This window comes from Streptomyces sp. NPDC058274, from assembly GCF_042881375.1.
Classification (GTDB): Bacteria; Actinomycetota; Actinomycetes; order Streptomycetales; family Streptomycetaceae; genus Streptomyces.
This window is the reverse complement of sequence record NZ_JBHVXW010000005.1, coordinates 71,495-96,247: the sequence shown is the minus strand read 5'-3', so window position 1 is coordinate 96,247 and position 24,753 is coordinate 71,495. Positions and strand designations below refer to the sequence as shown.

Below are 24,753 nucleotides of genomic sequence, written 5' to 3'. Positions count from 1 at the left end.
CTGACCGGGCACGCGTGCGGTTCGCGCCGCTCAGGGGCTACCCGTCGGTAGCAGTTGCTGACAAGCTGTCTACGAGCGTTTCCGTCACCGTGTCCCCACACGAGGAGCTGCACCATGTCCGCCACGGTCTCCTTCGACGTCCCCTCGGCGCACGGCCCCCGTGCCGTGACCCTCTCCTACGCGCGCGTGGGCACCGGCGAACCGCTGCTTCTGCTGCACGGCATCGGCCACCACCGGCAGGCCTGGGATCCGGTCGTCGACATCCTGGCGGCCGAGCGTGACGTGATAGCCGTGGACCTCCCCGGGTTCGGCGAGTCCCCGGCGCTGCCCGGCGGGCTCGCGCACGACCTCCCGACGATGAACTCCGCGCTCAGCGCGCTGTGCGAAAAGCTGGAGCTCGGTCGCCCGCACGTGGCGGGCAACTCGCTCGGCGGCCTGCTGGCCCTGGAGCTGGGACGCGAGAAGCTCGTACGGTCCGTCACCGCACTGTCTCCCGCCGGGTTCTGGACACAGGCCGAGCGGCGGTACGCCTTCGGGGTGCTGATGGCGATGCGGCAGGCCGCGCGGAGCATGCCCCTGCCGCTGGTGGAGCGACTGTCCACCACGGCGGCCGGGCGTACGGTCCTGACCAGCACCATCTACGCCCGGCCGGGCCGCCGTTCACCCGAGGCCGTCGTCGCCGAGACCCTCGCGCTGGCCCACGCCGAGGGCTTCGCCCCGACCCTCAGGGCGGGCACCGCGGTCCGGTTCACGGACGACATCCCGGGGCTCCCGGTCACCGTGGCCTGGGGCACGCGTGACCGGCTGCTCGTGCGCCGCCAGGGGATCCGCGCCAAGCAGCTGATCCCCCACGCCCGGCTGGTGCGGCTGCCCGGATGCGGGCACGTGCCCATGAACGACGACCCTGCGCTCGTCGCGCGGGTCATCCTGGACGGCAGCCGCTGAGCGGCGCGCCCGGCGGGTCAACGCCCCCGATCCCAGGGCGACTCCGGCTCCGACCAGGGCGCTGCCGACGGCCTGGGCGGCACCGTACGAGCCCGTCCCGACGAGCGGTGCGGTGCACGCGGCCGCCACGGGGATGAGGCCGGAGAAGAGCGTGGCGCGTTCCGCACCGATCCGCTGCATGCCCATGTACCAGCAGACGAAGCCGACGACCGTGACGACCACCGCCTGCCACAGCAGCGCGGCGGACTCGGTGGCGTCCGGCACCCGGAGCCATGCGCCACCGTCCGCGAGGACGCCGATCACGGCCGACTCGACCGCGGCGATCCCGCACACCGTCGCGGACAACAGGCGTGGCCCCAGCGGCCGCAGCACGGGCACCGCGAGAACGGCGAAACCGACCTCGCCGGCGAGCGCGCATCCGGAGAGGGCGATGCCCGTGCCGTCGGTACGTCCCCAGCCCTGCACCGTGAAGGCGCCGATCGCGACCCCCAACGCCCCGTACAGGACGAGGCGTTGAGGGCGGCGCCCCTCCAGGAGGGGAACGACGACGGCCACCACGACCGGAGCGCACCCCACGAAGACTCCGGGAACCGCCGGCTCCGCGGAGCGTTCCGCGGCGATCACCGCGAGGTTGAAGCCGACCATGCCGACGGCCGACAGCAGTGCGAGACGCGTCCACTGCCGTGGCGTGAGTGTGCGCAGGGGTGCCGTGCCACCCCTGCCGACCAGTGGCACCAGCAGCAGACAGGCCAGGCCGTAGCGCAGGAACTGGCCGCCCGCGTACGGGTACTGGCCCAGCACGCTGTTGGCCGTGAAGGAGCCTCCGACGAGGACACAGGCGAGGGCGGCGAGCAGCGCCCCTCGGGTGGTGACGTTCATGGTGGCGACGCTACGAAGGGCACCGGTCCGGTTTAAGGTCCACTTCCATGACGCCATCGGGGACCAATCCAGGCACGCCCGGCGCCGGGGCGGCGGGTTCGCCTGCGGGTGGTGGGGCCGAGCCGTCCGGGTGCGCTCCTTCGTGGGCCGCCGCCTGGGAGTTGCTCCTGCCGGCCGCTTCAGCACCGGCACGCGCGCGTGGCCGTACGCTCCAGGCCGCGCTGCGCGAAGCGGTCCGCTCCGGACGGCTGGCGCAGGGCACGCGGCTTCCGTCGAGCCGGGAGCTCGCCGCCGACCTCGGGGTCTCCCGGGGGCTCGTCACGGAGGCGTACGAGCAGCTGACCGCGGAGGGTTATCTGCGCAGCGGCCGCGGCGCCGGAACCTGGGTCGGCGGTGCCGTCCGGGCGGCGCAACCGCGCGCACGTGACCTCGCCCCGCGCTCCCCCGGCGCCCGGGCGGACTTCCTGCCGGGCACCCCGGACCTGTCGCTGTTCCCGCGGGCCGCCTGGACCGCCGCGCATCGCGGAGTGCTCGCCGAACTGCCGCACCACGCACTGGGTTACCCGGATCCCCGCGGGCTCCCCCGGTTGCGTACCGCCCTCGCGGAGCTGCTCGTCCGGCGCCGGGGCGTGGTCGCCGATCCGGAGCGGGTGGTGGTGGTCTCCGGCGTGGCGCAGGCGATGACGCTCCTCGGCTTCGTGCTCCACGCGCGCGGGATGCGTGCCGTCGGCGTGGAGGACCCGGGGAGCCCGGAACACGGCTCTCTGTACGCCTCGGCCGGGATCGGCACCGTACCGCTGCCGTTGGACGCGGACGGCCTGGCGACCGGACCGCTGCACGCCTCGGGTGTGCGTGCCGTCGTGACGACGCCGGCCCACCAGTTCCCGTCGGGAATCGGGTACTCCGCGCGGCGCCGTGCCGAACTGCTGGAGTGGGCACGGTCGGTGGACGGTCTCGTGATCGAGGACGACTACGACGGGGACTTCCGCTACGACCGTGCGCCGGTGGGCGCGCTGCAGGGGCTCGACCCGGAGCGCGTCGCGTACACGGGTTCGGTCAGCAAGTCCCTCGCTCCCGGGCTGCGGCTCGGCTGGCTCCTGGTACCGGCGTTCCTCGCCGAGGACGTCGTCGAGCGCAAGCGGACCATGGATCTCGGTCATCCCGCGATCGACCAGGCGGTCATGGCACGGTTCCTCGAACACGGCGACTACGACCGGCAGTTGAGGCGTTGCCAGCGCGCCTACCGGGAACGCCGCGACACGCTCGTATCTGCGCTGGACGAGCACTTTCCGGGCGCGAGGGTGTCCGGTGTCGCGGCCGGTCTGCACGCCATCGCGGAACTCCCGGACCGTTACGGGCCGCTGGACCGCTTCCTGGAGCGCGCGGCCGCCGCCGGGGTCGCGGTGCGGCCACTGACGGACTACGGAGAGTCGGTGGACGACGGCGTACGGCTGGTGCTGGGGTACGCGCACCTGTCGTCGGCGCGGATCCGCGAGGGCGTACGACTGATGGCGGACGCCGTGCGTGTGTGACACGGGGTCCTATTCGCGGGACGGCACGGGACCGCTGTGCGTGCGCAACGGCCCGGAGCCGGTGCCCGCGCAGGACGCCACACACCGCTGCACGAGCAGGACGGCAGCACGGCAGCACGGCAGCACGGCAGCACGGCAGGCAACCGCTGCACGGCAGACAACCGCTGCACGCGCGGTACGGCACGGACCGCGGCCCGCGCAGGGCGGCACAGGACCGCTGCCCGCGCAGGACGCCCACGGGACCGCTGCACGCGCAGGACGGCTCACGCGCAGCCACGACGCGTCGGGGATCGCACACCGGTTCCCCTGCCCCCGTGGTCAGTTGTTCACTTGTGGTTTCCGTGTGCGCTGCGGCGCACCAGTAGTTGTGGCACTGCACACTGGCCGGATCCCGTCCCTGGAGGCGCATTCATGTCACACCTTCCGCTCCCCGGCCGCCGCGGCGTCCTGCGCGGTTCGCTCGCCGCGTCGGCGGCACTGGCCCTGCCCGCCGCGGTCGGCGCGGCACCGGCGTTCGCCCTGTCCGGGCGGCCGAAGGCGGGGTGGGGCGTCCAGGCAGGAGACGTGACCGCCGACTCGGGTCTGGTGTGGGTGCGCTCCGACCGCCCGGCCCGGATGATCGTCGAGACGTCGGCCACCGAGTCCTTCCGCAACCCGAGGAGATGGCACGGCCCGCTGCTCGACGCGGAGACGGACTTCGCCGGGTCGACGCGGGTGCGCGATCTGCCCGGCGGCGAGCAGATCCACTACCGGGTGCTGCTCGCCGACCCCGACGACCCGCGGCGCACGGGCGAGCCGGTGACCGGCACCTTCCGCACGGCGCCGGTCAGGAGGCGCGACGGCGTGCGGTTCCTGTGGTCGGGCGACCTGGCCGGGCAGGGCTGGGGCATCAACCCGGACCGCGGGGGCTACCGGATCTACGACGCCATGGCAGCGCTGGACCCGGACTTCTTCCTGTGCAGCGGCGACAACATCTACGCCGACGGGCCGATCTCCGCGACCGCGACCCTGCCCGACGGCAGCATCTGGCGGAACATCACCACCGAGGAGAAGTCCAAGGTCGCCGAGACACTGGCGGAGTTCCGCGGGGCGTTCCGCTACAACCTGCTGGACGAGAACCTCAAGCGGTTCAACGCCCAGGTGCCGTCCATCGTCCAGTGGGACGACCACGAGGTGCGCAACAACTGGTACCCGGGTGAGGTGATCGCGGCTTCGGACACGCGGTACACCGAGAAGAGCATCGACGTGCTGGCGTCGCGGGCGAATCGCGCGTTCAGCGAGTACTTCCCGATCACCACGCTGCGGCCGGGTGCCCGGGAGGGCCGGGTGCACCGGGTGGTGCGCCACGGTCCGCTGCTCGACGTCTTCGTGCTGGACATGCGGACGTACCGCAACGCCAACTCCCCCGGCACCCAGACCACCGACACCCAGGGCATCCTCGGCACGGAGCAGCTGGACTGGCTCAAGCGGGAGCTGTCGCGGTCGCGTGCGGTGTGGAAGGTGATCGCGGCCGACATGCCCCTCGGCCTGGTCGTGCCGGACACCACCGAGGGCAAGCAGAACATCGAGGCGGTGGCCCAGGGTGACCCGGGAGCACCGCTCGGGCGGGAGCTGCAGATCGCCGAGCTGCTGCGTCACATCAAGCATCGGAAGATCACGGGAACGGTGTGGCTGACGGCCGACGTGCACCACACCTCGGCCCAGCACTACCAGCCGGCACGGGCCGCCTTCACCGACTTCGAGCCGTTCTGGGAGTTCGTCTCCGGCCCGCTCAACGCCGGCGCGTTCCCGGCGAGCACGCTGGATGCCACGTTCGGACCGGAGCGGGTGTTCCTGAAGGCGCCGACCGCCTCGAACGTGTCGCCCGCCGGCGGCTACCAGTTCTTCGGCGAGGTCGACATCGACGGCGACAGCGGCGAACTGACGGTGCGGCTGCGGGAGCAGGACGGCACGGTGCTGTTCACTCAGGCACTGCAGCCGGGCCGCGTGGGGCAGTGACGCACCACACGGGGTGATCATTCCCGTACCCTCGAACCACCGGGCAGCGCACCGGAGTCATCCCCCGGTGCGCTGTTCCGCTCGCGTCTCGCCCCTCGCCGAGACCTCGCGCCGCTGAGCCGCCGAGCCGTCGCCGCGGACGCACGCGTGACCACGTACGTCCGCGATCCGGTCAATAGATGCCACTGAGTAATAGAAAGAGCAACAAAAAGGACAGAAGGACACTTAACCGATCAGTCACAAACCGTTCGTGATCACGCAACACCGTTCGTCCACAGTGGCTGCATGACTCCAGACATGTCTGATGTGACGCGTGCCCGGCACGGTCGCCCGGTGCACCACTGGCGCCGGGACCTGGTCGAACTCGCCGCGCTGTTCACGGCCGTCGCCGTGGCGGACGGCGTCGCCAACCTGATCGGGCACGGCCCCGACGGCCCCGCCCTGCTGGTGATCTCGGCTGCCGCACTCGTCGCCACGGCCGGATTCCACACCTGGTGGGCACGACACCACGGTCACGCGCCCCCGCCGGGCGATACCGGCGCCCGGCCGCCTGCCGCAGCGCAGTCCGCCGGGCAGCCCGGCCCGTCGCCGGCGACGTCCGCAGCCGCCTCGGGGACCACCGTCCTGTGGCGCATGCGGACCACGGTGAAGGACGAGCCGGGATCGCTCGCCGCACTGTGCACGGCGCTGGCGGCCCACCGGGTCGACATCCTCAGCCTGCAGACGCATCCGCTGGCGGAGGGCACCGTCGACGAGTTCCTGCTGCGCGCGCCGGAGGAGCTGGCCGCGTCCGACCTCAGCCGCGCGGTCTCCCTGGCCGGCGGCACCGGTACCTGGATCGAGCGGGCCGATGCCCACGACCTGGTGGACGCGCCGACGCGCGTTCTGGGGCTCGCCACGCGCACCGCCCTCGACGCCGCGGAACTTCCGCTCGCCCTGCGGCAGTTGCTCGGACGCTGCACCATCCGTTCGCTGCCCGCCACGTCTCCCGGTTCCGGCCGCGCGGGACAGGCCATCCCCGTCGAGGGCGCCCTGGAGGACACGGTGATGCGGCTACGGGCCCCCGAGGGCGGAGTGATCACGGTGGAGCGGCCGTATCTGCCCTTCACCCCGACGGAGTTCGCGCGGGCGCGGGCGCTGGTGGAACTGGACGCGCGGCTCGGTCCGCGGATCCCGCGCAGCCAGGACGTACTGACGCTGCCCGAGGGCAACGCGATCACCGTGCGCCGCGCCGACACCTCCGACGTGGAGGCCGCGAAGGCCATGCAGGAGCGCTGCTCCCCACGCACGCTGAGCATGCGCTACCACGGTCCCGTGGGCCAGGCGGACCGTTACCTCAACCACCTGCTCAGTCCGCGCTTCGGGCGGACGCTCGCCGTGCAGACAGCGTCCGGACGCATCGTCGGCCTGGGCCACCTCCTGTGGGACGGCGACGAGACGGAGATCGCGCTGCTGATCGAGGACGAGTGGCAGCGCCGGGGCATCGGCGGTGAACTCCTGGGGCGTCTGGTGTCGATGGCGGTCGAGGCGGGCTGCGACAGCGTGTACGCGGTGACGCAGGCCTCCAACACCGGCATGGTCGCGGCGATGCGCGGTCTCGATCTCCCCCTCGACTACCAGATCGAGGAGGGCACCCTCGTCATCACCGCCCGCCTGAACTCGGCCCCGGCCACCCCGCAGCCGTCGTACGAGCAGGCGGAGGAGAGTCCGGGCGAGCCGATCGCCGGCCACCGGACACAGGCGCCCTAGGACCGCTGCGCGACCGCCGCCCGCCCCCGGTCCGTCGTCCCCGGCCGGGGCCCCAGGGCCCCGTCCAGGTCCGCCCACAGATCGTCGACGTCCTCCAACCCCACGGACAGGCGCAGTAGTTGATCGCTGACGCCGGAGCCGTGGCGGTCGGAGGGGGCGACGATGCGGTGGCTGATGGACGCCGGGTGCTGGATGAGGGTGTCGACGCTGCCGAGGCTGACGGCCGGGGTGATCAGCCGGACGGCGGCGATGACGTCGTGCGGGTCGCCGTGGACCTCGAAGGCGATCATGGCACCGCCGATCCGCGGATAGTGGACGCGGGCCACCCGGGGGTCGGCGGCGAGGCGCCCCGCGAGGTCGGCGGCGCCGGCGGACGCGGCCCGGACCCGTACCGGAAGGGTCGACAGACCGCGCAGCAGCAGATAACCGGCGAGCGGATGCAGTACGCCGCCGGTCGCGAACCGCACCTGGCGCAGCCCCCGCGCGAACTCCTCGTCGCAGGCCACCACACCGGCCATGACGTCCCCGTGTCCGCCCAGGTACTTGGTCGCGCTGTGCAGGACGAGCCGCGCGCCCTGTTCGGCCGGCCGCTGGAGGACCGGCGTCGCGAACGTGTTGTCCGCGAGCAGCGGGACCGAGCCGCAGGCGTGGGCGACCGCCCGCAGGTCCAGTTCGGCGAGCGTCGGGTTGGCCGGCGACTCGACCATGACCAGCCCGGTGTCCGGGCGCAGCGCGTCCGTGATGCCCGCCGGGTCGACCCAGGTCACCTCCGACCCCAGCAGCCCGGCGGTCAGCAGATGATCGCTGCAGCCGTACAGCGGCCGTACGGCGACGACGTGCCGCAGTCCCATCGCACCGCGGACCAGCAGTACGGCGCTCAGCGCGGCCATTCCGCTGGCGAACGCGACCGCGCTGTCCGTGCCTTCGAGACGGGCGAGGGCGGTCTCGAAACGGGCGACCGTCGGATTGCCGAGGCGGCCGTAGACGGGCGGCCCCTCCGGCTCGGCGCCGTCCGCGGCGAACGCGTCGATCCGGGCGGCCTCGCCCCGGCTGTCGTACGAGGGGTAGGTGGTGGAGAGGTCGATCGGCGGGGCGTGCAGTCCCTGCCGGGCGAGATCGTCACGGCCGGCGTGCACGGCCTCGGTGGCCAGCGCCCGCGGGGCAGGGCGGCCGTCGGATATGCGGTACGGGTTCGGGATGCCGGAGTCCATGGCCACAGCCTGAACACCGACCGGGTCCCTGGGGTAAAACCCCGTGTTACGTTCGAGCCATGGCCGAAACCGTCGTACTCGATCCGGTGGATCTCCATCTGCTGCGGCTGTTGCAGAACGACGCACGGTCGACCTACCGCGATCTTGCCGCACAGGTCGGTGTCGCGCCATCGACCTGTCTGGACCGGGTGACCCGGCTGCGCCGCTCGGGCATCATTCTCGGCCACCAGCTGCGACTCGACCCGGCGAAACTGGGCCGCGGGCTGGAGGCACTGCTGTCCGTGCAGGTCAGGCCGCATCGACGGGAGCTGGTCGGACCCTTCGTGGACCGGATCCGGGCACTGCCCGAGTCCCGTACGGTCTTCCATCTCACCGGCCCCGACGACTATCTCGTGCACGTCGCGGTCGCGGACATGGCGGATCTGCAGCGGCTGGTGCTCGACGAGTTCACGTCACGGCGCGAAGTGGCGCGCGTCGAGACCCGGTTGATCTTCCAGCAGTGGGATTGCGGCCCTCTGCTGCCGCCGCAGCGCGACGCCTCCGCGACCACACCGCCACATGCCGGGCACAGTGCCACGCCCTCAGCGGAATCGGGCTGACGCGGATCACGACCTCGTACGAGGATTGTCCGCATGCCAGACACCAAGAGCCCGCTGCCCCGCGAGATCGCCGACGCGTACGTCGACGAGCTCATCGCCCTCGACCCGGTCACCGGCACCTATCTCGGCGACAAGGCCAGTTCGACCAGACTGCCCGACTCCTCACCCGCCGGTCAGGAGGCCCTCGCGGAGCTGGCCCGGACGACGCTCGCGCGGCTCGACGAGGCGGAGCGGCAGCCCGGCGCGGACAGCGGCATCGAGCGCCGCTGCGCCCGGCTGCTGCGTGAGCGCCTTTCCGCGCAGCTCGCCGTGCACGCGGCCGACGAAGGCCTGCGGCAGGTGAGCAACCTGCACTCGCCCCTGCATTCGGTGCGCGGCGTCTTCAACCTCATGCCGACGGAGACGGACGAGGACTGGGCCGCGATCGCCGAGCGGCTGCGCGCGGTGCCGGCCGCGCTGGAGGGCTACCGCGCCTCCCTCGCGCTCGGCCTGGAGCGCAAGCTCTACGCGGGTCCGCGCCCCACCGCGACGGTCATCGGCCAGCTCACCGATTGGTCCGACCCGGGCGGGCAGGGCCGCGGCTGGTTCGAGGACTTCGTCGCACCTGGTCCCGAGTCGCTGCGCACGGAGCTGGACACCGCGGCACACACCGCGACGGCGGCCCTGGTGTCGCTGCGGGACTGGCTGCGCGATGTGTACGCGCCCACGATCGAGGGCGCCCCGGACACCGTCGGCCGCGAGCGGTACGCCCGCTGGTCGCGCTACTACCTCGGCGCGGAACTCGACCTCGACGAGGCGTACGCGTACGGCTGGTCCGAGTTCCACCGGCTGCTCGGCGAGATGAGGCAGGAGGCCGAGAAGATCCTGCCCGGAGCCGAGACCCCGTGGGTGGCGCTCGCCCATCTCGACGAACACGGTACGCACATCGAGGGGGTCGACGAGGTCCGCGACTGGCTGCAGGGGCTGATGGACGAGGCGATCGACGCCCTCGACGGCACCCACTTCGAACTCGCCGAGCGGGTACGGCGGGTGGAGTCACGGATCGCACCGCCCGGCGGCGCGGCGGCCCCGTACTACACGGCGCCGTCCGAGGACTTCTCGCGCCCCGGCCGTACCTGGCTGCCGACCATGGGCCAGACCCGGTTCCCCGTGTACGACCTGGTCTCGACGTGGTACCACGAGGGCGTTCCCGGCCACCACCTCCAGCTCGCGCAGTGGGCCCATGTCGCCGAGAACCTCTCGCGCTACCAGGCCACCGTCGGCCTGATCAGCGCCAACTGCGAGGGCTGGGCGCTGTATGCGGAGCGCCTGATGGACGAGCTGGGCTTCCTCACGGCAGCGGAGCGGCGGCTCGGCTATCTGGACGCGCAGATGATGCGCGCGGCACGCGTGATCGTCGACATCGGCATGCATCTGGAGCTGGAGATCCCGGCCGACTCGCCCTTCCACCCGGGCGAGCGCTGGACTCCGGAGCTGGCCCAGGAGTTCTTCGGCTCCCACAGCAGCCGGCCGGCCGACTTCGTGGAGAGCGAGCTCACCCGCTATCTGTCCATGCCCGGCCAGGCCATCGGCTACAAGCTCGGCGAGCGGGCCTGGCTGCTGGGCCGCGAGAACGCGAGGAAGCGGCACGGCGCCGACTTCGACGCGAAGGCCTGGCACATGGCGGCCCTGTCCCAGGGCTCGCTGGGTCTGGACGATCTGGTGGACGAGCTGTCCCGGCTGTGACCGACGGGCGGGGCCGGCGGATCGGGTACTCCGGTCCGCCGTCGGCCCGGCCCGCTCCGGACGTCAGCGGCGGAATCCTCCCTCGGAGTTCTCGGTGGGTGGACACACTTGGCCGTGGGACTGCCGGGATCCGGCGCGGGACGCACTTGACCGCGGGACCGCCGGGACTCGGTGGGTGGACGCACTGACCGCAGGACCGCCGGGTCATGGCGCGGGATGCGCGACGCACGGGAGGTGGCGGGTGGCCGGCGCCTGCGAGGTTGCGCGGGCCGGTGCCCTCAGGACGTGAGCCGCCGGAGTTGTACGAGGCCCAGCCAGGTCTCCGGGCCGGGCTCCACGTACGCCGCCCGCACCGCGTAACGCCCCGGTGCCAGCGCGACCCGCAGGTGGTCCGTGCGCTCCGAGGCCTTCCCCGGCCACGCCGCGTCGAAGAGCACGACAGGCCCCGGGACGTCCCACGCCACCTCCGGCTCCCATACGGCGGAGTCGAGCGCGGCGGGGACGCGGGCGAGGAGTTCGCCCTCGGAGTCGGCGGCGCACCACCGTACGAAGGTGTCGTGCTCGGGCAGATAGGTGGTCGAGGCGGGTTCGTCCCCGAGGACCAGGGCCCGGGTGTCCCCCACGGGCACGAGGCCGATGTACCCGTCGACGTCACAGGCCCGGTCGTAGTCGGTCGACATGTCGTCACCGTCGGCCCCCGCCCAGAACGACAGCACCACCTCGGGGATCGCTATGAGCGGCCCACCGCCCGACTCGACCCACTCCACCGCACCGGGTTCCGCGTAACGCGCCATGAGCAGAAGTTACAGCCTGGTGCCGGCCCGGGACTTCGCCCTCCCCCGCTCCGCCCGAAATCCGCTGTTCCGCCCCGGCCGTACGGCCATCCGCGCCGGGCGGATTGCCCCAACTCCCCCTGGAACACACGGACTCGGGCAGGCGTCGGCATGGACCTCGGCATGGACCTCGGCGTCGCAAGGGTGGCATCGGATCAAGAGCGGCAACCGCTCAGCAGCCGCAGTCCTCCGAGTCCACCGGCGACGTCAGCGGGTCGGCGGCGCGCTGCTCGCGCCCCTCCCAGGTCTCGTACGCGAAGCCCTCGCGCGCCCAGTACTCGAAGCCGCCGAGCATCTCCTTGACCTGGAAGCCGAGTTCGGCGAGCGCCAGGGCCGCGCGGGCGGCGCCGTTGCAGCCGGGGCCCCAGCAGTACGTGACAACGGGTACGGACTTGTCGAGGAGTCGCTCCGCCTGTTCCGGGATGAGCGCGGTGGGCAGATGGATCGCGCCGGGCACGTGTCCCTGGTCCCAGGATCCCGTGGAACGCGAGTCGAGCACGACGAATCCCGGGTCACCGCCGGCCGCAAGAGCGGAGGCCACGTCGGACACGTCCGCGTGAAAGGCCAGGCCGGCGCCGAAGTAGGCGGCGGCCGCGGCCGGAGCGGCGGGGGCGATCCGCAGAACGGGGTTCGGAGCGGTCGCGGCGGTCGCGGGGCTGGTCACGGCGGTCGCGGGGCTGGTCGCAGTGTTCTCGGGGCTGGTCACGGCGGTCGCGGTGCTGGTCGCGGCGGTCGCGGCGGTCACAGTCATGGTGTGGGCTTCCCTCCCGGTCCCGCCGTAGCGGTGCCTGACCGCGTCGGCCGTGCGGGACTTCATGACCGGAAATCTACGTCCGGTGTTCCGCGTCCTGAAGCCACGATCCACGGCATGACTCTTGATCCGCCGGGGATTTCCCTGCTACTTATCGGACATGACCGCGTATTCCCCGGACGCCACGGACTGGCGCATCCTCGATGTCCTCCAGCGCGAGGGCCGGGCCAGTTTCGCCGAGCTGGCCCGCGCCGTCTCGATGTCCGCGAGCGCGGTCACCGAACGCGTGCGCCGCCTGGAGGAGGCGGGTGTCATCCAGGGGTACGCGGCCGTCGTGGACCCGGAGAGACTGGGCCTGTCCATCCTCGCCTTCGTGCGGCTCAGGTATCCGAACGGCAACTACAAGCCCTTCCACGACCTCGTCGCGGTCACGCCCGAGATCCTGGAGGCGCATCACGTCACGGGCGACGACTGCTTCGTCATCAAGGTGGCCGCGCGCTCGATGCACCACCTCGAGGAGGTGTCGGGCAGGATCGGCGCCCTGGGCTCGGTGACGACGAGCGTCGTCTACTCCTCGCCGCTTCCCCGGCGTCCGCTGGGCCACTGAGAGCCTCCGGGATCCGCCGGGCCCGATGGAGGCGGGGGCGGAGCCCCTGCCTCCCCTCAGCCGGCCCCCCGCTGCCGTACGACCGAGCCCGTCCGCCCCTTCACGATCTCCAGCTGCGCATGGATCCGCCGCCGCAGGTCGCCGACATGGCTGACGATGCCGACGCTGCGGTCGCGCTCACGCAGGGAGTCGAGCACGTCGAGGACCTCGTCGAGGGTCTGGTCGTCCAGGCTGCCGAAGCCCTCGTCGATGAAGAGCGTGTCGAGCCGGACACCGCCCGCCTCGTCCGTGACGACGTCCGCGAGACCGAGGGCCAGCGCCAGCGAGGCGAAGAAGGTCTCGCCGCCGGAGAGCGTCGCGGTGTCCCGCTCGCGGCCGGTCCAGGCGTCGACGACATGCAGGCCGAGGCCGCTGCGGCCGCGCCCGGAACGATCGTCCGAGTGGACGAGGGTGTAGCGCCCGGACGACATGCGCCGCAGCCGGACGGTCGCCGCGGCGGCGACCTGTTCGAGGCGGGCGGCGAGGACGTACGACTCCAGGCGCATCTTGCGTTCGTTGTCCGCGGAGGTGCCCGCCGCGAGACCGGCCAGCCGCGCCACCCGGTCGTACTCCTCGCGCAGAGGGCCCAGCCGGCGCACTCCGGCGGCCGCCCGCGCGGACAACCGGTCGAGCTCGGCGCAACGGCGCGCCGCCGCGTCCCGTGCGGAAACGGCGCCCTGGAGACGGCCGGCCGCGGACTCGGCCGCCTGCTCGGCGGCCCGGAGACCGGCGGGCGGCTGCTGGGCGGCAGCCGCCGTGTCGGGTTCGGCGAGCACCGCGCGCACCGCCGCCTCGTCCGACTGCCAGGCGTCCAGGCGCCGTTGGAGATCGCGGTGAGCCGCGCCGTCCAGCAGCGCGTCGGCCGCGGCCTGCGGGGTGTCGAACCCGGCGCGGAAGGCGGCATCGGCCAGCCGCGCGTCGGCCGCCTTGAGCCGCTGGGCGGCCTCCTCGGCGTTGCGCGCGGCGTCCGCCGCTTCGGTGAGCCGTGCCGCACGCCGCTCCAGCTGGGCGAAGCGCGCGGACACGCTGCCGGCGTCTGCCCGAGCCTGCGCCAACTCGCGTTCCAGGACGGCCCTTTCGCGGTCCAGGGTGTCCCGGCGGGCGGCCCGGGAGGCGGTCCGCACCTCCGCCGCCTGCTGGGCTGCGACCCGGCGCCCATGCTCGCCCTCCGCCTGGGCGAGCGCTTCACGCGACGCGTGCAGCCCGGACGCGGCGGCGCGTGCCTCGGTGTGCAGCCGCTCCAACTCCTCCACCTGCTCGACGAGTTGCGTCGTTGGCGTGTCGCCTGCCTCCGCGGTGGCGGCGGCGAGCGCCTCGCGTACGACGCCCAGGCGTCGCTCGTCCTCGGTGCGCAGCTCGTCGGCGCGCTGGTAGGCCGCCAGCGCGGCCTCCTCGGCCTGCCGGTCGACATGCCCGGCGATCTTCCGTGCGGGCGCGGGGTGCTCGGTGGCTCCGCAGACGGCGCAGGGCTCGCCGTCGACGAGACCCGCGGCGAGTTCCGCGGCGATTCCCTGCAGGCGCTGTTCCTTGAGGTCGAGCCAGTGGGCGCGCGCGTCCGTCGCCCGCTCGCGTGAGACGAGTGCCTGCGCCTGCGCTTGGTCCGTGTCACCGGCGAGCTGGTCACGCAGGCGGGCGGCCTGGAGCCGCTTTTGGGCGGGCTCGCGCTGGACGGCCAGGTGCTCGGCCCGGGTGGCGGCTTCCTGGGCGGTCTCGATGCCCGACCGCAGGTCCGCGCGGGTCGTGTCCCAGGCGGCGAGCCAGCTCTCGGCATCCTGGAGGACGTCCTCGTCGGCGCGCTCCTGGCGGTCAAGGCCGGTGCGCTCCGCCTGCAGTTCGGCCAGTCGCTGTTCGGCTCGGCGCGCCGACTCCAGACCGCCCAGCTCCTCGGTGGCCTTGCGGGCGGCCGCCGCGAGTCCGGCCGCACCGGCATCGGCGTACGCCGCCTCGGGGAGCACCGCACGCGCGCGTGCGTCCGCGGCGGCCGCGCGCCGGTGCTCGGCGTCCGCGGACTCGCGCAGGTCGAGGGCGGGTGCCACCGCCTCGGCCTTGCGGGCCCGCTCCATCCGTACCCGCGCCTCCTGGTGGGCGTCGGCCCGCTCCGCCAGCCGCGCCGCCCGCTCCCGCGCCTCGGCGAACCGCCGCTGCAGGCGCGCCACTTCGCGTACGTCGTCGAGGTCGCGCTCGGCGGCGGCCCGGGCGGAGTCGGCGGCTGTGCGGGCGCAGTGGGCGATGGTGAGCCGTTCGCGGGCCGTGCTGCGGGCGATGGCCGCCCACGTCATGACGGCCTCGGCGAGCCCGGGATCGCCGGGCGCGAGGTCGGGCAGTGCCGGGGCGTCACCCGCCGCCTGGTGCATCCGGTGGGCGTCGGCGAGCAACTCGGTGTCGCCCTCGCGGACTTGGGCCTCGGCCAGCCGCCGCCGCTCGGCCAGGCGCTTCTCGACCTCGGCGAAGCGGTGGGTGTCGAAGAGGCGGCCGAGCAGCTTGCCGCGGGCCTCGGCGTCGGCCCGCAGGAAGCGCGCGAAGTCGCCCTGGGGCAACAGCACGACCTGGCAGAACTGTTCACGGCTCATGCCGAGCAGCTGGGTGATCTCCTCGCCGATCTCCTGATGCGAGCGGCTGAGGTCCTTCCAGGAGCCCGCCACGGCGTCGTACTCGCGCAGCCGGCTCTGGGCCTTGTCGGTGGTCGTGCCGGAGCCGCGCTTCTTGGGGCGCGCCCAGGGCGGCTGCCGGGTGATCTCCAGGCGGCGCCCGGCGACGGTGAGTTCGAGCCGGATCTCCGTGCGGGTCCCGGGGGCCGCGTGATCACTGCGCAGGGTGAGGCCCTGACCGCTCTGGCGGGCGCCCGGCACAGCCCCGTAGAGCGCGAAGCAGACGGCGTCCAGGACGGAGGTCTTGCCCGCCCCGGTCGGTCCGTGCAGCAGGAAGAGTCCCGCTGCGGACAGCTCGTCGAAGTCGACCTGCTGGGCGCCGCCGAAGGGCCCGAAGGCGGTGATGTCGAGCCGGTGCAGTCTCATCGGGCCTCCTCGATGTCCGGGAAGTCCTGGCGGTTGCGAGCGGCCGGCCGCAGCCGGGTCACCGGGCGACCTCCCGGACGGCGTCATCGGCGCGGACGGCGTCGAAGGCGTCCTGGAGCACGCCCTGTTCACGCGCGTCGGGACCGGCACCGCGCACATGCGCGACGAAGTCCTCGGCGATCTCCTGGTCGCTGCGCCCGGCCAGCCGCCGGGCGTACGAGATGTCGGGGTCCTCGGGGGCCCGCTCCGGGTCGAAGACGAGGCTGAGCGTGTGCGGGAAGCGCTCGGTCAGCCGGGCCATGGGGTCGGCGGGGCGCACCGGATCCGTGAGCGTCGCCTCGACCCACGCCTCCTCGTGTCCCGCGAGGCCGGGATCGGCGAGCAGGTCGTCCAACTGCCCCCGGATGCGGGCGAGCGGTCGCGGCACCGGACAGGCGACGCGCTCGGCGGCCAGCTCACCCTGGGGGCCGAGCTCCACGAGCCACATGCTCTTGCGGTGGTCGGCCTCCGAGAAGGAGTACGGCAGCGGGGAGCCCGAGTACCGCACGCGCTCGGTGATGGTCTGACTGCCGTGCAGATGCCCGAGGGCCGCGTAGTCGACGCCGTCGAAGACGCCGGAGGGTACGGCGGCGACTCCGCCCACGGTGATGTCCCGCTCACTGTCACTGGCCTCACCGCCGGTGACGAAGGCATGCGCGAGGACGACGGAACGGGTGCCCCCCGCGCGCGTGGCGAGGTCTTCGCGGACCCGGTCCATGGCGGCGGCGAGCACACTCTCATGACCCGCCTTGTCCACCCCGAACTCATCCTTCACCAGGGCGGGTTCGAGATAGGGCAGGCCGTAGAAGGCCACGTCTCCGTGTGCGTCGGAGAGGACCACGGGGGTGCCGCACGCCGCTGCGTCGGTCCGCAGGTGGATGCCCGCCCGCCCGATGAGGCCGGCGCCGACACCGAGCCGGCGCGCGGAGTCGTGGTTCCCGGAGATCATCACCGTCGGCACGCCGAGGGCGGCGAGCCGGTGCAGGGCGTCGTCGAAGAGCTCGACGGCGGCCAGCGGCGGCACCGCCCGGTCGTACACGTCCCCCGACACGACCACCGCGTCCACACCGCGCTCACGCACGGTCGTGACGAGATGGCCGATGAACTCGGCCTGGGCACCGAGCATGTTCACCCGGTGGAACGCCCGGCCGAGATGCCAGTCGGAAGTGTGCAGGAGCCTCATGATCCTCGAGACTAACGGGCGGGTCGGACATCACGGGCGGCTACTCCCGTATCGCGCCGTTATGCGTCCCCGTATGCCTCTCCGCCCAGTTCGAACCCGGCTGTCCCGGCGGTGGCGTCGGCCAGCCACGCGCGGAATGCCGCCACATCGGTGTCCGGCAGCCCGATCTCGATCGTGACGGCCTCCCCGTAGGTCACCTCGCGCACCTCGCGTCCGGTGGACCGCAGATCGTTCTGCACCTTGCCGGCGCGCTGGTGGTCGACGGTCACGGTCGCCAGCCGGAAACGCCTGCGCGTGAGCGTGCCGACCGCGTCCAGCGCCTCGCCCACGGCTCCCCCGTACGCCCTGATGAGTCCGCCCGCTCCCAGCTTGACCCCGCCGTAGTAGCGCGTGACGACGGCGACGGCGTACCGCATGTCGCGGCGCAGCAGCATCTGGAGCATCGGCACGCCCGCGGTTCCGCCCGGTTCGCCGTCGTCGCTCGCCTTCTGCACGGCGGCGTCGGCGCCGATGACGTACGCGAAACAGTTGTGGCTCGCGTCGGCGTGCTTCTTGCGGACGCCGGCGATGAACTCCTGGGCCTCCCGCTCGGTGGCGGCGGGGGCGAGCGCGCACAGGAAACGGGAGCGGTTGACCTCGGTCTCGTGCACGCCCGGGCGGGCCACTGTGCGGTACTCGTCCTGCATTCCGCCAGCGTATGCGCTGCGTGCACGCGGGGCGCACGCCCCGGGTAGTGCACGCTCCGAGTGGTGCACGCACAAGGTGGTGCACGCACAGGGTGGTGCACGCCGGGGCGCGCACCACATCCCGTGCGCCGCGCACGTGGGAACGCGCTCGGGGCAGTGATCGCGCGCGGGGCGCCCGCACGCGTCGTGCGCGCGGGCGCGAAGTCACGCGAAGTCAATCGTCGTCGCAGTGCGCCCCACGCATCTGCGCACGTATCCGCGGCGTGCACCGACGCGCAGCCGGCGTGCGCACCCGCCGCGTTCAACCGGCGCGCGCAACCGGCGCCCGAAACCGGCGTACGCACCCCTGGCGCACGCGGGTGCACACCACCTCGCGCCCCCGTCAGCCGAGCGTCACCGCTGCTTCTTCCCTCTCGGCACGATCAGGTCCGTCAGCAGTGCCGACCCGGAGGCCAGGTCGCGCCAGCCGTTGCCGTGCCAGGCGAGGACAGCGACGGCCGAGGTCGGGAACTTGGTCCGGGCGACCTCCAGTGTGTCGTCGAGACTGTCCCCGGCGAGTTCGAGCACCAGCTCCTCGAGCCCGGGGTTGTGCCCGATCAGCAGCAACGTCCTCACCGGGTCGGGGACCGTGTGCACGGCGTCGAGCAGATCCGGTACGCCGGCTGCGTACAGCCGCGGTTCGAAGCGCACGGGCGGCGGGGTGCCCCACTGCCCCGCGGCCAGTTCCCAGGTCTGACGGGCGCGCAGGGCGGTGGAGCAGAGCGCGAGGTCGGGCAGGCAGTCGGTCTCGGCGAGAGTCCGCCCGGCGGCCGGGGCGTCACGCATCCCGCGGGGCGCGAGCGGCCGCTCGTGATCGTCCATGCCCACGGGCCAGGCGGATTTGGCGTGCCGCAGGACGACGAGTCTGCGCAGTGGTCCCGCACCCGTGCGCGCGATCATCACAACGTCCCGATGTCACGGGTGAGTTCGATCCCGAGGAGCCGGTCCGCGTAGGCGTACGTCTCGAAACGGGCGCCGTCCGGCAGTTCCCCGGCGGCCTCCACCCGGTGCAGTACGTCGAGTACGGCCGGCACGTCGAGGTCGTCCTCCCAGGCGGCCCGCAGCTGTTGCCGTACCTCTTCGGGGACGGGCCGGGACGGACGGGTCGCCCAGTTCGCGACCGCCTTGCGCCAGCGGGAGAGCAGGTCGCGGGCCGCGGTGAGGGCCGCGGCGTCCAGATCGGCGGGCTCGCGGCGCGGACGGCTGAGGAGGGCGAGACGCAGGACCGCGGGTTCGGCGGTGCCGTGCGCCGGGGCGACCTCCACGTGGATGCCGTCCCCCGCGGTGTCGTCCGGCCCGAGCACATGGACGGCCTGACCGCCCAGCGCGGTGTGGGCTTCGGGCGGCCGGATGCCGAGTTCGAGCGCGCGGGCGCGGAGCTCGGCGGGTGGATCGGCGAGGGTGACCACCGGCGTCCCGCCGATCTCCAGGGCCCGGGCCAGGACGTCGGCGACCAGCAGGACGCGCAGGGCCGTGGTGCCGGCCCCCGAGACATGCGCCTCGACGCGGGTCAGGCCCCTGCGGGCGACGACGGCGTCCGTGGGCTCGCCGGTTCGGGCATCCGTGATACGCAGCACGGGGTGAGCGTAGGCGGGCGGAGGCGCGGGCGCAGGGTGGTGGGCCGCATTCCGGTCAGGCGTTTGGTACGCCGGGCACCGGGCGCCCCCGTCCCTCCCGGAACCAGCGCGCCCACCGTCCGCCCGGGGAATCTTCGCGCTTCCGGCGCTGTTGCCCGGCTGAAGGTTCATCACCGGAGAGCACAGGAACCCTAGGAGGCCGACCGTGTACGGCGACCCGGCAACGATCCGCAAGATCCTCACGGAACTCGGCGACACCTGGGCGATCGTCGGCCTCTCGTCCAATCAGCAGCGTGCGGCGTACGGCGTCGCGGCCGTGCTCCAGCGGTTCGGCAAGCGAGTCGTCCCGGTCCACCCGAACGCCGAGACGGTCCACGGCGAGCAGGGTTACCCCTCGCTGTCCGCCATCCCGTTCAAGGTCGACGTCGTGGACGTGTTCGTCAACGGTGATCTCGCCGGGCCCGTCGCCGACGAGGCCGCGGCCATCGGGGCTGAGGCCGTCTGGTTCCAGCTGGGGGTCGTCGACGAGAAGGCGTACGAGCGGACGCGCGCCGCCGGCCTGGAGATGGTCATGGACCGCTGCCCGGCGATCGAGATCGGGTCCTTGCGCTAGGGGGTGTCGGGGGCCACGCCTCACGACCGCCGCAACGACTGCGCGGTCGCCGGCGGCGGTCGATCAGCTGCCCTGACCAGCCGTCATTGATCAGCACGAAGACCGTGAGGTTGACGATGCCGAAGGCCGGGCCGGGGTCGCTGACCCCCGTTGACGATGCCGAAGGCCGGGCCGGGGTCGCTGGCCCCCCGTTGACGCCGCCCCCTCGGACACCGGCGGCCGACCGCGCATCCCTCGGACGGCGCATCGGGGCGAACCCCAGGCCGGCGTTCACGACCGGTCCCGGACCCGAAGGGGCCGGACCCGGCCCCGATCTGCCGAACGGACCGCCCAGGCGCCGCTCCCGGCCCGCCGTTCCCATCCTCCAGAAGCTGTCCCGACCCCTCGCTGCCATCCCGCCGGAGCCCATTCCGACCCGCCCGCCCCACCCCGCCGGCACCGTTCCCGGCCTGCCGATCGCGTGCCCGGTGACGACAATGGGCGGACGGACGGGCGGCGGCGTTCCTCCCCCGTGCGGAACCACCTGAGCCCGGGATCACCGACCGCGCACACCGGCCCCGCCGTCCGTGTGCGGACCGCGCTCCCCTGTTCGGCAGCACGTCAGGAGCACACGGATGGCCCGCACCGACCACGTCCGCACGCGTCGCCTGCGCGCGTGGATGCTGGAGGGCCTGTCCGACATGGGCAGGACCCCACAGGGGCCGCACGCCCCGCCGGAACCCGTGCACCAGGGGCAGCGGTGGTGGCGTGTGATGTGCCTGACCGGCGTCGACTACTTCTCCACCCTCGGTTATCAGCCCGGCATCGCCGCGCTGGCGGCCGGCCTGCTCTCCCCCGTCGCCACCATCGTGCTGGTGATCGTCACCCTGGCGGGCGCGCTGCCGGTGTACCGGCGGGTGGCCGAGGAGAGCCCGCACGGCGAGGGCTCGATCGCCATGCTGGAGCGGCTGCTGACCTTCTGGCAGGGCAAGCTCTTCGTCCTCACCCTGCTCGGCTTCGCCGCCACCGACTTCCTCATCACCATCACCCTGTCGGCGGCCGACGCCTCGACCCACCTGGTGGAGAACCCGCATCTGACCGACGCGCTGCACGACAAACGGATGCTGATCACGCTGGTGCTGGTGGCTCTGCTCGGCGCGGTGTTCCTGAAGGGCTTCCTGGAGGCGATCGGCATCGCCGTCGTCCTGGTCGGCATCTATCTGTCCCTGAACGTGGTCGTCGTGGTGGTGGGCCTGTGGCACGTGGCCACCGCCGCGCACGTGGTCACCGACTGGAGCAGCGCCCTGACCACCGAGCACGGGAACGTCCTCGCCATGGTCGGCGTCGCGCTGCTGGTCTTCCCGAAGCTGGCCCTCGGCCTGTCCGGATTCGAGACCGGTGTCGCCGTCATGCCGCATGTCCGGGGCGACGCGGGCGACCCCGAGGAGAAGCCCACCGGCCGTATCCGGGGCACCAAGAAGCTCCTCACCACCGCTGCCGTGATCATGAGCGTCTTCCTGATCACGACCAGCTTCATCACCACGCTGCTGATCCCGGAGAAGGAGTTCGACCCGGGCGGCCAGGCCAACGGCCGGGCGCTGGCGTATCTGGCCCACGAGTATCTGGGCAGTGCCTTCGGCACGGTGTACGACGTGGCGACGATCGCCATCCTGTGGTTCGCCGGCGCCTCCGCCATGGCCGGGCTGCTCAACCTGATGCCCCGCTATCTGCCGCGCTACGGCATGGCTCCGCACTGGGCGCGTGCGGTGCGCCCCATGGTGATCGTCTTCATCCTGGTGGCGTTCCTGGTCACCTGGATCTTCGACGCGAGCGTGGACGCGCAGGGCGGCGCGTACGCCACCGGTGTGCTGGTGCTGATCAGCTCCGCCGCCATCGCCGTCACCATCGCCGCGCGCAAGGCCGGGCAGCGCCACTGGACCATTGCCTTCGCCGTCATTTCGGCGGTCTTCCTCTATACGACCGTCACGAACGTCGTCGAGCGCCCGGACGGTGTGAAGATCGGCGCCTGTTTCATCGCCGGCATCATCCTGGTCTCCCTCCTGTCCCGGCTCGCCCGCGCCTTCGAGCTGCGGGTCACCAGCGTGCATCTGGACGCCATGGCCCAGCGGTTCGTACGGGACATCGCGAGCCGCCGTATCCGGTTCGTCGCCAACGAGCCGGACAACCGCGATGTCGCCGAGTACCGCGAGAAGATCGAGCAGATCCGGGCCGACAACGACGTCCCGCTGCAGGAGGACTTCGTCTTCGTCGAGGTCACCGTCCTGGACCCCTCGGAGTTCGAGGCGACGCTGACCGTACGCGGCGAAGTCCTGCACGGCCGCTATCGCGTGCTGACCGTGGAGTCCTCCTCCGTGCCGAACGCGATCGCCGCCCTGCTGCTGCACGTCCGCGACGCCACGGGCCACACGCCGCACATCTACTTCGAGTGGACCGAGGGGAACCCGTTCACCAACTTCCTGCGCTTCTTCCTCTTCGGCCAGGGCGAAGTCGCCCCCGTGACCCGGGAGGTGCTGCGCGAGGCCGAGCCCGACCGCTCACGCCGTCCCCGCGTCCACGTCGGCTGAGTACAGCGGGACCCGGATCCGGCTCAGCGGGCCAGCCGGCCCAGCAGGGACGAGGCCGCCGCGATGCCCAGGGCCGCCGCGACGACCAGGACGGCGAAGTCGAGGGCGAGGTGCGAGGGCGTTCCGAGCAGCAGTCCGCGCAGGGCGTCCACCTGGTAGCTCAGCGGGTTGGCCTTGCTGACGACCTGGAGCCAGCCCGGCATCACGGCCACGGGGTAGAGGGCGTTGGATCCGAAGAAGAGCGGCATCGTGATGGCCTGGCCGATGCCCATCAGCCGGTCGCGGGTGAGCACGATGCCCGCGATGGTCATCGACAGACAGGCGAAGAAGGCCGACCCGAGGACGACGGCCACCGCCACGCCGAGCAGCCGCAGCGGGTTCCACGTCATGCCCACACCGAGCAGGGCCGCGATGACGATGACGACGACGGCCTGGATCAGCGCCTTGACCCCCGCCGCGAACGCCTTGCCGGTGATCAGGGCCGACCGCGGGGTCGGTGTGACCAGGAGCTTGGTGAGGATGCCGGCGTCCCGTTCCCAGATGATCATGATGCCGTAGAAGATCGCGATGAACATCGCGGACTGGGCGATGATGCCGGGCGCGAGATAGTCGATGTAAGGGATGCCGCCGGTGGGGATCGCCTTGATCCTGGTGAACGTCTCACCGAAGATCAGCAGCCACAGGGCCGGCTGGACCGCCCGGGTGTAGAGCTCGGTGCGGTCGTGGCGCAGTTTCTGGAGTTCGACCGCGCACATCGCGGCGACCCGGGCGGGCAGGAGCAGCCAGCCCGTACGGGCCGGGGGCGGCGTCAGGAGCAGGTCGAAGCCCGGGCGGCCCTGGTCAGCCGACACGGGTCGCGGTGTTGCGGGTGCTTCGGACATCGCGGAAGTCTCCTGCCTGGTCGTCGAGGCCGCTGCCGGCGAGGTCGCGGAACACGTCCTCCAGCGAGGGCAGTGCGCCGGTCGCCTCCGTCGCCGTGGCACCGGCCGCGGCCCGCAGCCGCTCGCCGAGCCCGGAGCGCAGTTCGCCGGGGGTGCCGAGGGCGCGGATACGGCCGTGGTGCATCAGCGCGACCCGGTCGCAGTACTGGTCGGCCTCGTCCATGTAGTGGGTGGTGACGAGCACGGTCATGCCGGTCGCGGCGCGCACGGCGTTGATGTGGTCCCACACACTGGTCCTGGCGATCGGGTCGAGGCCGATCGTCGGCTCGTCGAGGATCAGCAGCCGGGGTGCGCTGACGAGCGCCTGGGCCAGTTCCAGGCGGCGGACCATCCCGCCGGAGTACGTCTTGGCGAGCCGGTCGGCCGCGTCGGTGAGGTCGACGGCGGCCAGTGCCTGGGCTACTCGTTCGGCGCGCTCGCGCCGCGAGACGTCGAAGACGCGGGCGAAGAGCTCCACGTTCTCCCGTCCCGTGAGTCCCGAGTCGGCGGACAACTGCTGCGGTACGTAGCCCAGCAGCCGGCGTACCGCCATGCGCTCCTTCGCGGCGTCGTGGCCGAAGACCCGGATCCGGCCGGCCGGGACCGGCAGCAGGGTGGTGATGCAGCGGATCGCCGTGGTCTTGCCGGCGCCGTTGGGGCCGAGCAGCCCGAAGACCTCGCCGTCGTGGACGGTGAGGTCCAGTCCGTCGATCGCCTTCGTCTCGCCGAAGGAGTAGGTGAGTCCGGAGCAGGCGACGGCCTCGGGGGCCTCGGCTGCTGGGTTCCGCGTCATGTGTCGTCGGCCTCCTCGTGAAGGTGCGCGGCCAGGTTCCGCAGGGCCGGAAGCGCCGCTTCCAGTGCCGCGCGGTCGGTTTCGTCCAGCCGGTCGACATGGCGGCGGACGAGGGCCGCCCGCCGCTCCTGCCAGTCACGCAGCCGCGCCCGGGCGGCCGGCGTGGGCAGCAGACGCGCGGCACGCCGGTCCGCCGGGTCGGTCTCCCGAACCAGAAAGCCGTCCCGCGCCAGCTGGTTGACCAGCGTCGACACCGAATTGCCCGCCAGATACAGCTCCTTGGCCGCCTCCGACACACCGATGCCGGGTTGGGACGCGACGAGACGCAGCAGATCCACCTCGGCACCACGCAGTCTCGGGCCGGTCACACCGCTGCGAAGCCGCCGCCGGATCAGCCGCTGCACACCGGCCAGGGTGTCGGCCAGGTCATCGGCGAAGCTCTCTGCCTCCATGTTTC

At 72.6% G+C, this 24,753-nt stretch carries 20 protein-coding genes and 1 pseudogene; 9 read left to right on the top strand and 12 right to left on the bottom strand.

Annotated elements, in window-relative coordinates; genetic code table 11:
* The first annotated feature begins 114 nt into the window (after nt 1-114).
* On the top strand, nt 115-945 hold the full coding sequence (locus tag ACFVYF_RS12520) for an alpha/beta fold hydrolase (protein WP_389454905.1): 831 nt from the start codon (nt 115-117) through the stop codon (nt 943-945).
* Nucleotides 946-1,038: 93 nt separating this feature from the next.
* On the opposite strand, the pseudogene ACFVYF_RS12515 reads toward ACFVYF_RS12520, so the two are convergent.
* A pseudogene (locus ACFVYF_RS12515) lies at nt 1,039-1,824 on the bottom strand (EamA family transporter); the annotation flags it as partial.
* A 47-nt stretch (nt 1,825-1,871) separates the two neighbouring features.
* Here ACFVYF_RS12515 and ACFVYF_RS12510 point away from each other — a divergent pair.
* The 3 genes from ACFVYF_RS12510 to ACFVYF_RS12500 all read left to right on the top strand — a co-directional run bounded on the left by ACFVYF_RS12510 (nt 1,872) and on the right by ACFVYF_RS12500 (nt 7,103).
* The gene (locus ACFVYF_RS12510; protein ID WP_389454903.1) at nt 1,872-3,356 is read left to right on the top strand and encodes a PLP-dependent aminotransferase family protein; all 1,485 of its coding nucleotides are present in this window, start codon (nt 1,872-1,874) and stop codon (nt 3,354-3,356) included.
* A gap of 411 nt (nt 3,357-3,767) precedes the next feature.
* Entirely contained in the window at nt 3,768-5,354 is a 1,587-nt protein-coding gene (locus ACFVYF_RS12505) for an alkaline phosphatase D family protein (protein WP_389454901.1), read from the top strand.
* 285 nt (nt 5,355-5,639) lie between these two features.
* Nucleotides 5,640-7,103 (top strand): GNAT family N-acetyltransferase, encoded by a 1,464-nt coding sequence (locus ACFVYF_RS12500; RefSeq protein WP_389454899.1) that lies wholly within the window; start codon nt 5,640-5,642, stop codon nt 7,101-7,103.
* Here the strand turns inward: ACFVYF_RS12500 and ACFVYF_RS12495 are convergent.
* Nucleotides 7,100-8,314, bottom strand: coding sequence for a trans-sulfuration enzyme family protein (locus tag ACFVYF_RS12495; RefSeq protein WP_389454897.1), 1,215 nt, complete (start codon nt 8,312-8,314; stop codon nt 7,100-7,102). The genes ACFVYF_RS12500 and ACFVYF_RS12495 overlap by 4 nt on opposite strands.
* A 59-nt stretch (nt 8,315-8,373) precedes the next feature.
* Between ACFVYF_RS12495 and ACFVYF_RS12490 the strand changes: the two genes are divergently transcribed.
* Nucleotides 8,374-8,913: an Lrp/AsnC family transcriptional regulator gene (locus ACFVYF_RS12490; RefSeq protein WP_389454895.1), complete on the top strand. Its 540-nt coding sequence runs from the start codon at nt 8,374-8,376 to the stop codon at nt 8,911-8,913.
* 33 nt (nt 8,914-8,946) lie between these two features.
* Entirely contained in the window at nt 8,947-10,638 is a 1,692-nt protein-coding gene (locus ACFVYF_RS12485) for a DUF885 domain-containing protein (RefSeq protein WP_389454893.1), read from the top strand.
* A gap of 278 nt (nt 10,639-10,916) precedes the next feature.
* Here ACFVYF_RS12485 and ACFVYF_RS12480 read toward each other — a convergent pair whose 3' ends face one another.
* Together ACFVYF_RS12480 and ACFVYF_RS12475 are read right to left on the bottom strand one after the other, a co-directional pair.
* Nucleotides 10,917-11,432, bottom strand: coding sequence for an immunity 21 family protein (locus ACFVYF_RS12480; protein WP_389454891.1), 516 nt, complete (start codon nt 11,430-11,432; stop codon nt 10,917-10,919).
* A gap of 211 nt (nt 11,433-11,643) precedes the next feature.
* A complete protein-coding gene (locus tag ACFVYF_RS12475) occupies nt 11,644-12,135 on the bottom strand; it encodes a rhodanese-like domain-containing protein (RefSeq protein WP_389455477.1) in 492 nt (163 codons plus the stop codon).
* A 247-nt stretch (nt 12,136-12,382) separates the two neighbouring features.
* Here ACFVYF_RS12475 and ACFVYF_RS12470 point away from each other — a divergent pair, with 247 nt between their 5' ends.
* Nucleotides 12,383-12,829, top strand: coding sequence for an Lrp/AsnC family transcriptional regulator (locus ACFVYF_RS12470; protein WP_383276187.1), 447 nt, complete (start codon nt 12,383-12,385; stop codon nt 12,827-12,829).
* 56 nt (nt 12,830-12,885) lie between these two features.
* On the opposite strand, the gene ACFVYF_RS12465 is transcribed toward ACFVYF_RS12470, so the two are convergent.
* The 5 genes from ACFVYF_RS12465 to ACFVYF_RS12445 form a co-directional block, all read right to left on the bottom strand.
* Nucleotides 12,886-15,882 (bottom strand): AAA family ATPase, encoded by a 2,997-nt coding sequence (locus ACFVYF_RS12465; protein WP_389454889.1) that lies wholly within the window; start codon nt 15,880-15,882, stop codon nt 12,886-12,888.
* Between the two features lie 58 nt (nt 15,883-15,940).
* Nucleotides 15,941-17,104: an exonuclease SbcCD subunit D gene (locus ACFVYF_RS12460; RefSeq protein ID WP_389454887.1), complete on the bottom strand. Its 1,164-nt coding sequence runs from the start codon at nt 17,102-17,104 to the stop codon at nt 15,941-15,943.
* Between the two features lie 59 nt (nt 17,105-17,163).
* Entirely contained in the window at nt 17,164-17,790 is a 627-nt protein-coding gene (locus ACFVYF_RS12455) for a YigZ family protein (protein ID WP_389454885.1), read from the bottom strand.
* Between the two features lie 393 nt (nt 17,791-18,183).
* Nucleotides 18,184-18,729 carry a SixA phosphatase family protein gene (locus ACFVYF_RS12450; protein WP_389454883.1) on the bottom strand — a complete coding sequence of 182 codons (546 nt, stop codon included), beginning with the start codon at nt 18,727-18,729 and terminating at the stop codon, nt 18,184-18,186.
* The gene (locus tag ACFVYF_RS12445; RefSeq protein ID WP_389454881.1) at nt 18,729-19,406 is read right to left on the bottom strand and encodes a hypothetical protein; all 678 of its coding nucleotides are present in this window, start codon (nt 19,404-19,406) and stop codon (nt 18,729-18,731) included. The genes ACFVYF_RS12450 and ACFVYF_RS12445 overlap by 1 nt, the downstream gene beginning before the upstream one ends.
* Nucleotides 19,407-19,611: 205 nt before the next feature.
* Between ACFVYF_RS12445 and ACFVYF_RS12440 the strand changes: the two genes are divergently transcribed.
* Nucleotides 19,612-20,019: a CoA-binding protein gene (locus ACFVYF_RS12440; RefSeq protein ID WP_389454879.1), complete on the top strand. Its 408-nt coding sequence runs from the start codon at nt 19,612-19,614 to the stop codon at nt 20,017-20,019.
* A gap of 614 nt (nt 20,020-20,633) precedes the next feature.
* Entirely contained in the window at nt 20,634-22,583 is a 1,950-nt protein-coding gene (locus ACFVYF_RS12435) for an amino acid transporter (RefSeq protein ID WP_389454877.1), read from the top strand.
* 23 nt (nt 22,584-22,606) lie between these two features.
* Here the strand turns inward: ACFVYF_RS12435 and ACFVYF_RS12430 are convergent, their stop codons facing one another.
* From ACFVYF_RS12430 to ACFVYF_RS12420, 3 genes are read right to left on the bottom strand one after another with little or no spacing between them, the layout of a single operon-like run.
* Nucleotides 22,607-23,464 carry an ABC transporter permease gene (locus ACFVYF_RS12430; protein WP_389454875.1) on the bottom strand — a complete coding sequence of 286 codons (858 nt, stop codon included), beginning with the start codon at nt 23,462-23,464 and terminating at the stop codon, nt 22,607-22,609.
* Complete coding sequence (locus ACFVYF_RS12425) at nt 23,424-24,296, bottom strand: ATP-binding cassette domain-containing protein (RefSeq protein ID WP_389454873.1); 873 nt, start codon at nt 24,294-24,296, stop codon at nt 23,424-23,426. Before ACFVYF_RS12425 ends, ACFVYF_RS12430 begins: the two co-directional genes overlap by 41 nt.
* Nucleotides 24,293-24,748 (bottom strand): MarR family winged helix-turn-helix transcriptional regulator, encoded by a 456-nt coding sequence (locus tag ACFVYF_RS12420; protein WP_389454871.1) that lies wholly within the window; start codon nt 24,746-24,748, stop codon nt 24,293-24,295. The genes ACFVYF_RS12425 and ACFVYF_RS12420 overlap by 4 nt, the downstream gene beginning before the upstream one ends.
* Nucleotides 24,749-24,753: the final 5 nt, after the last annotated feature.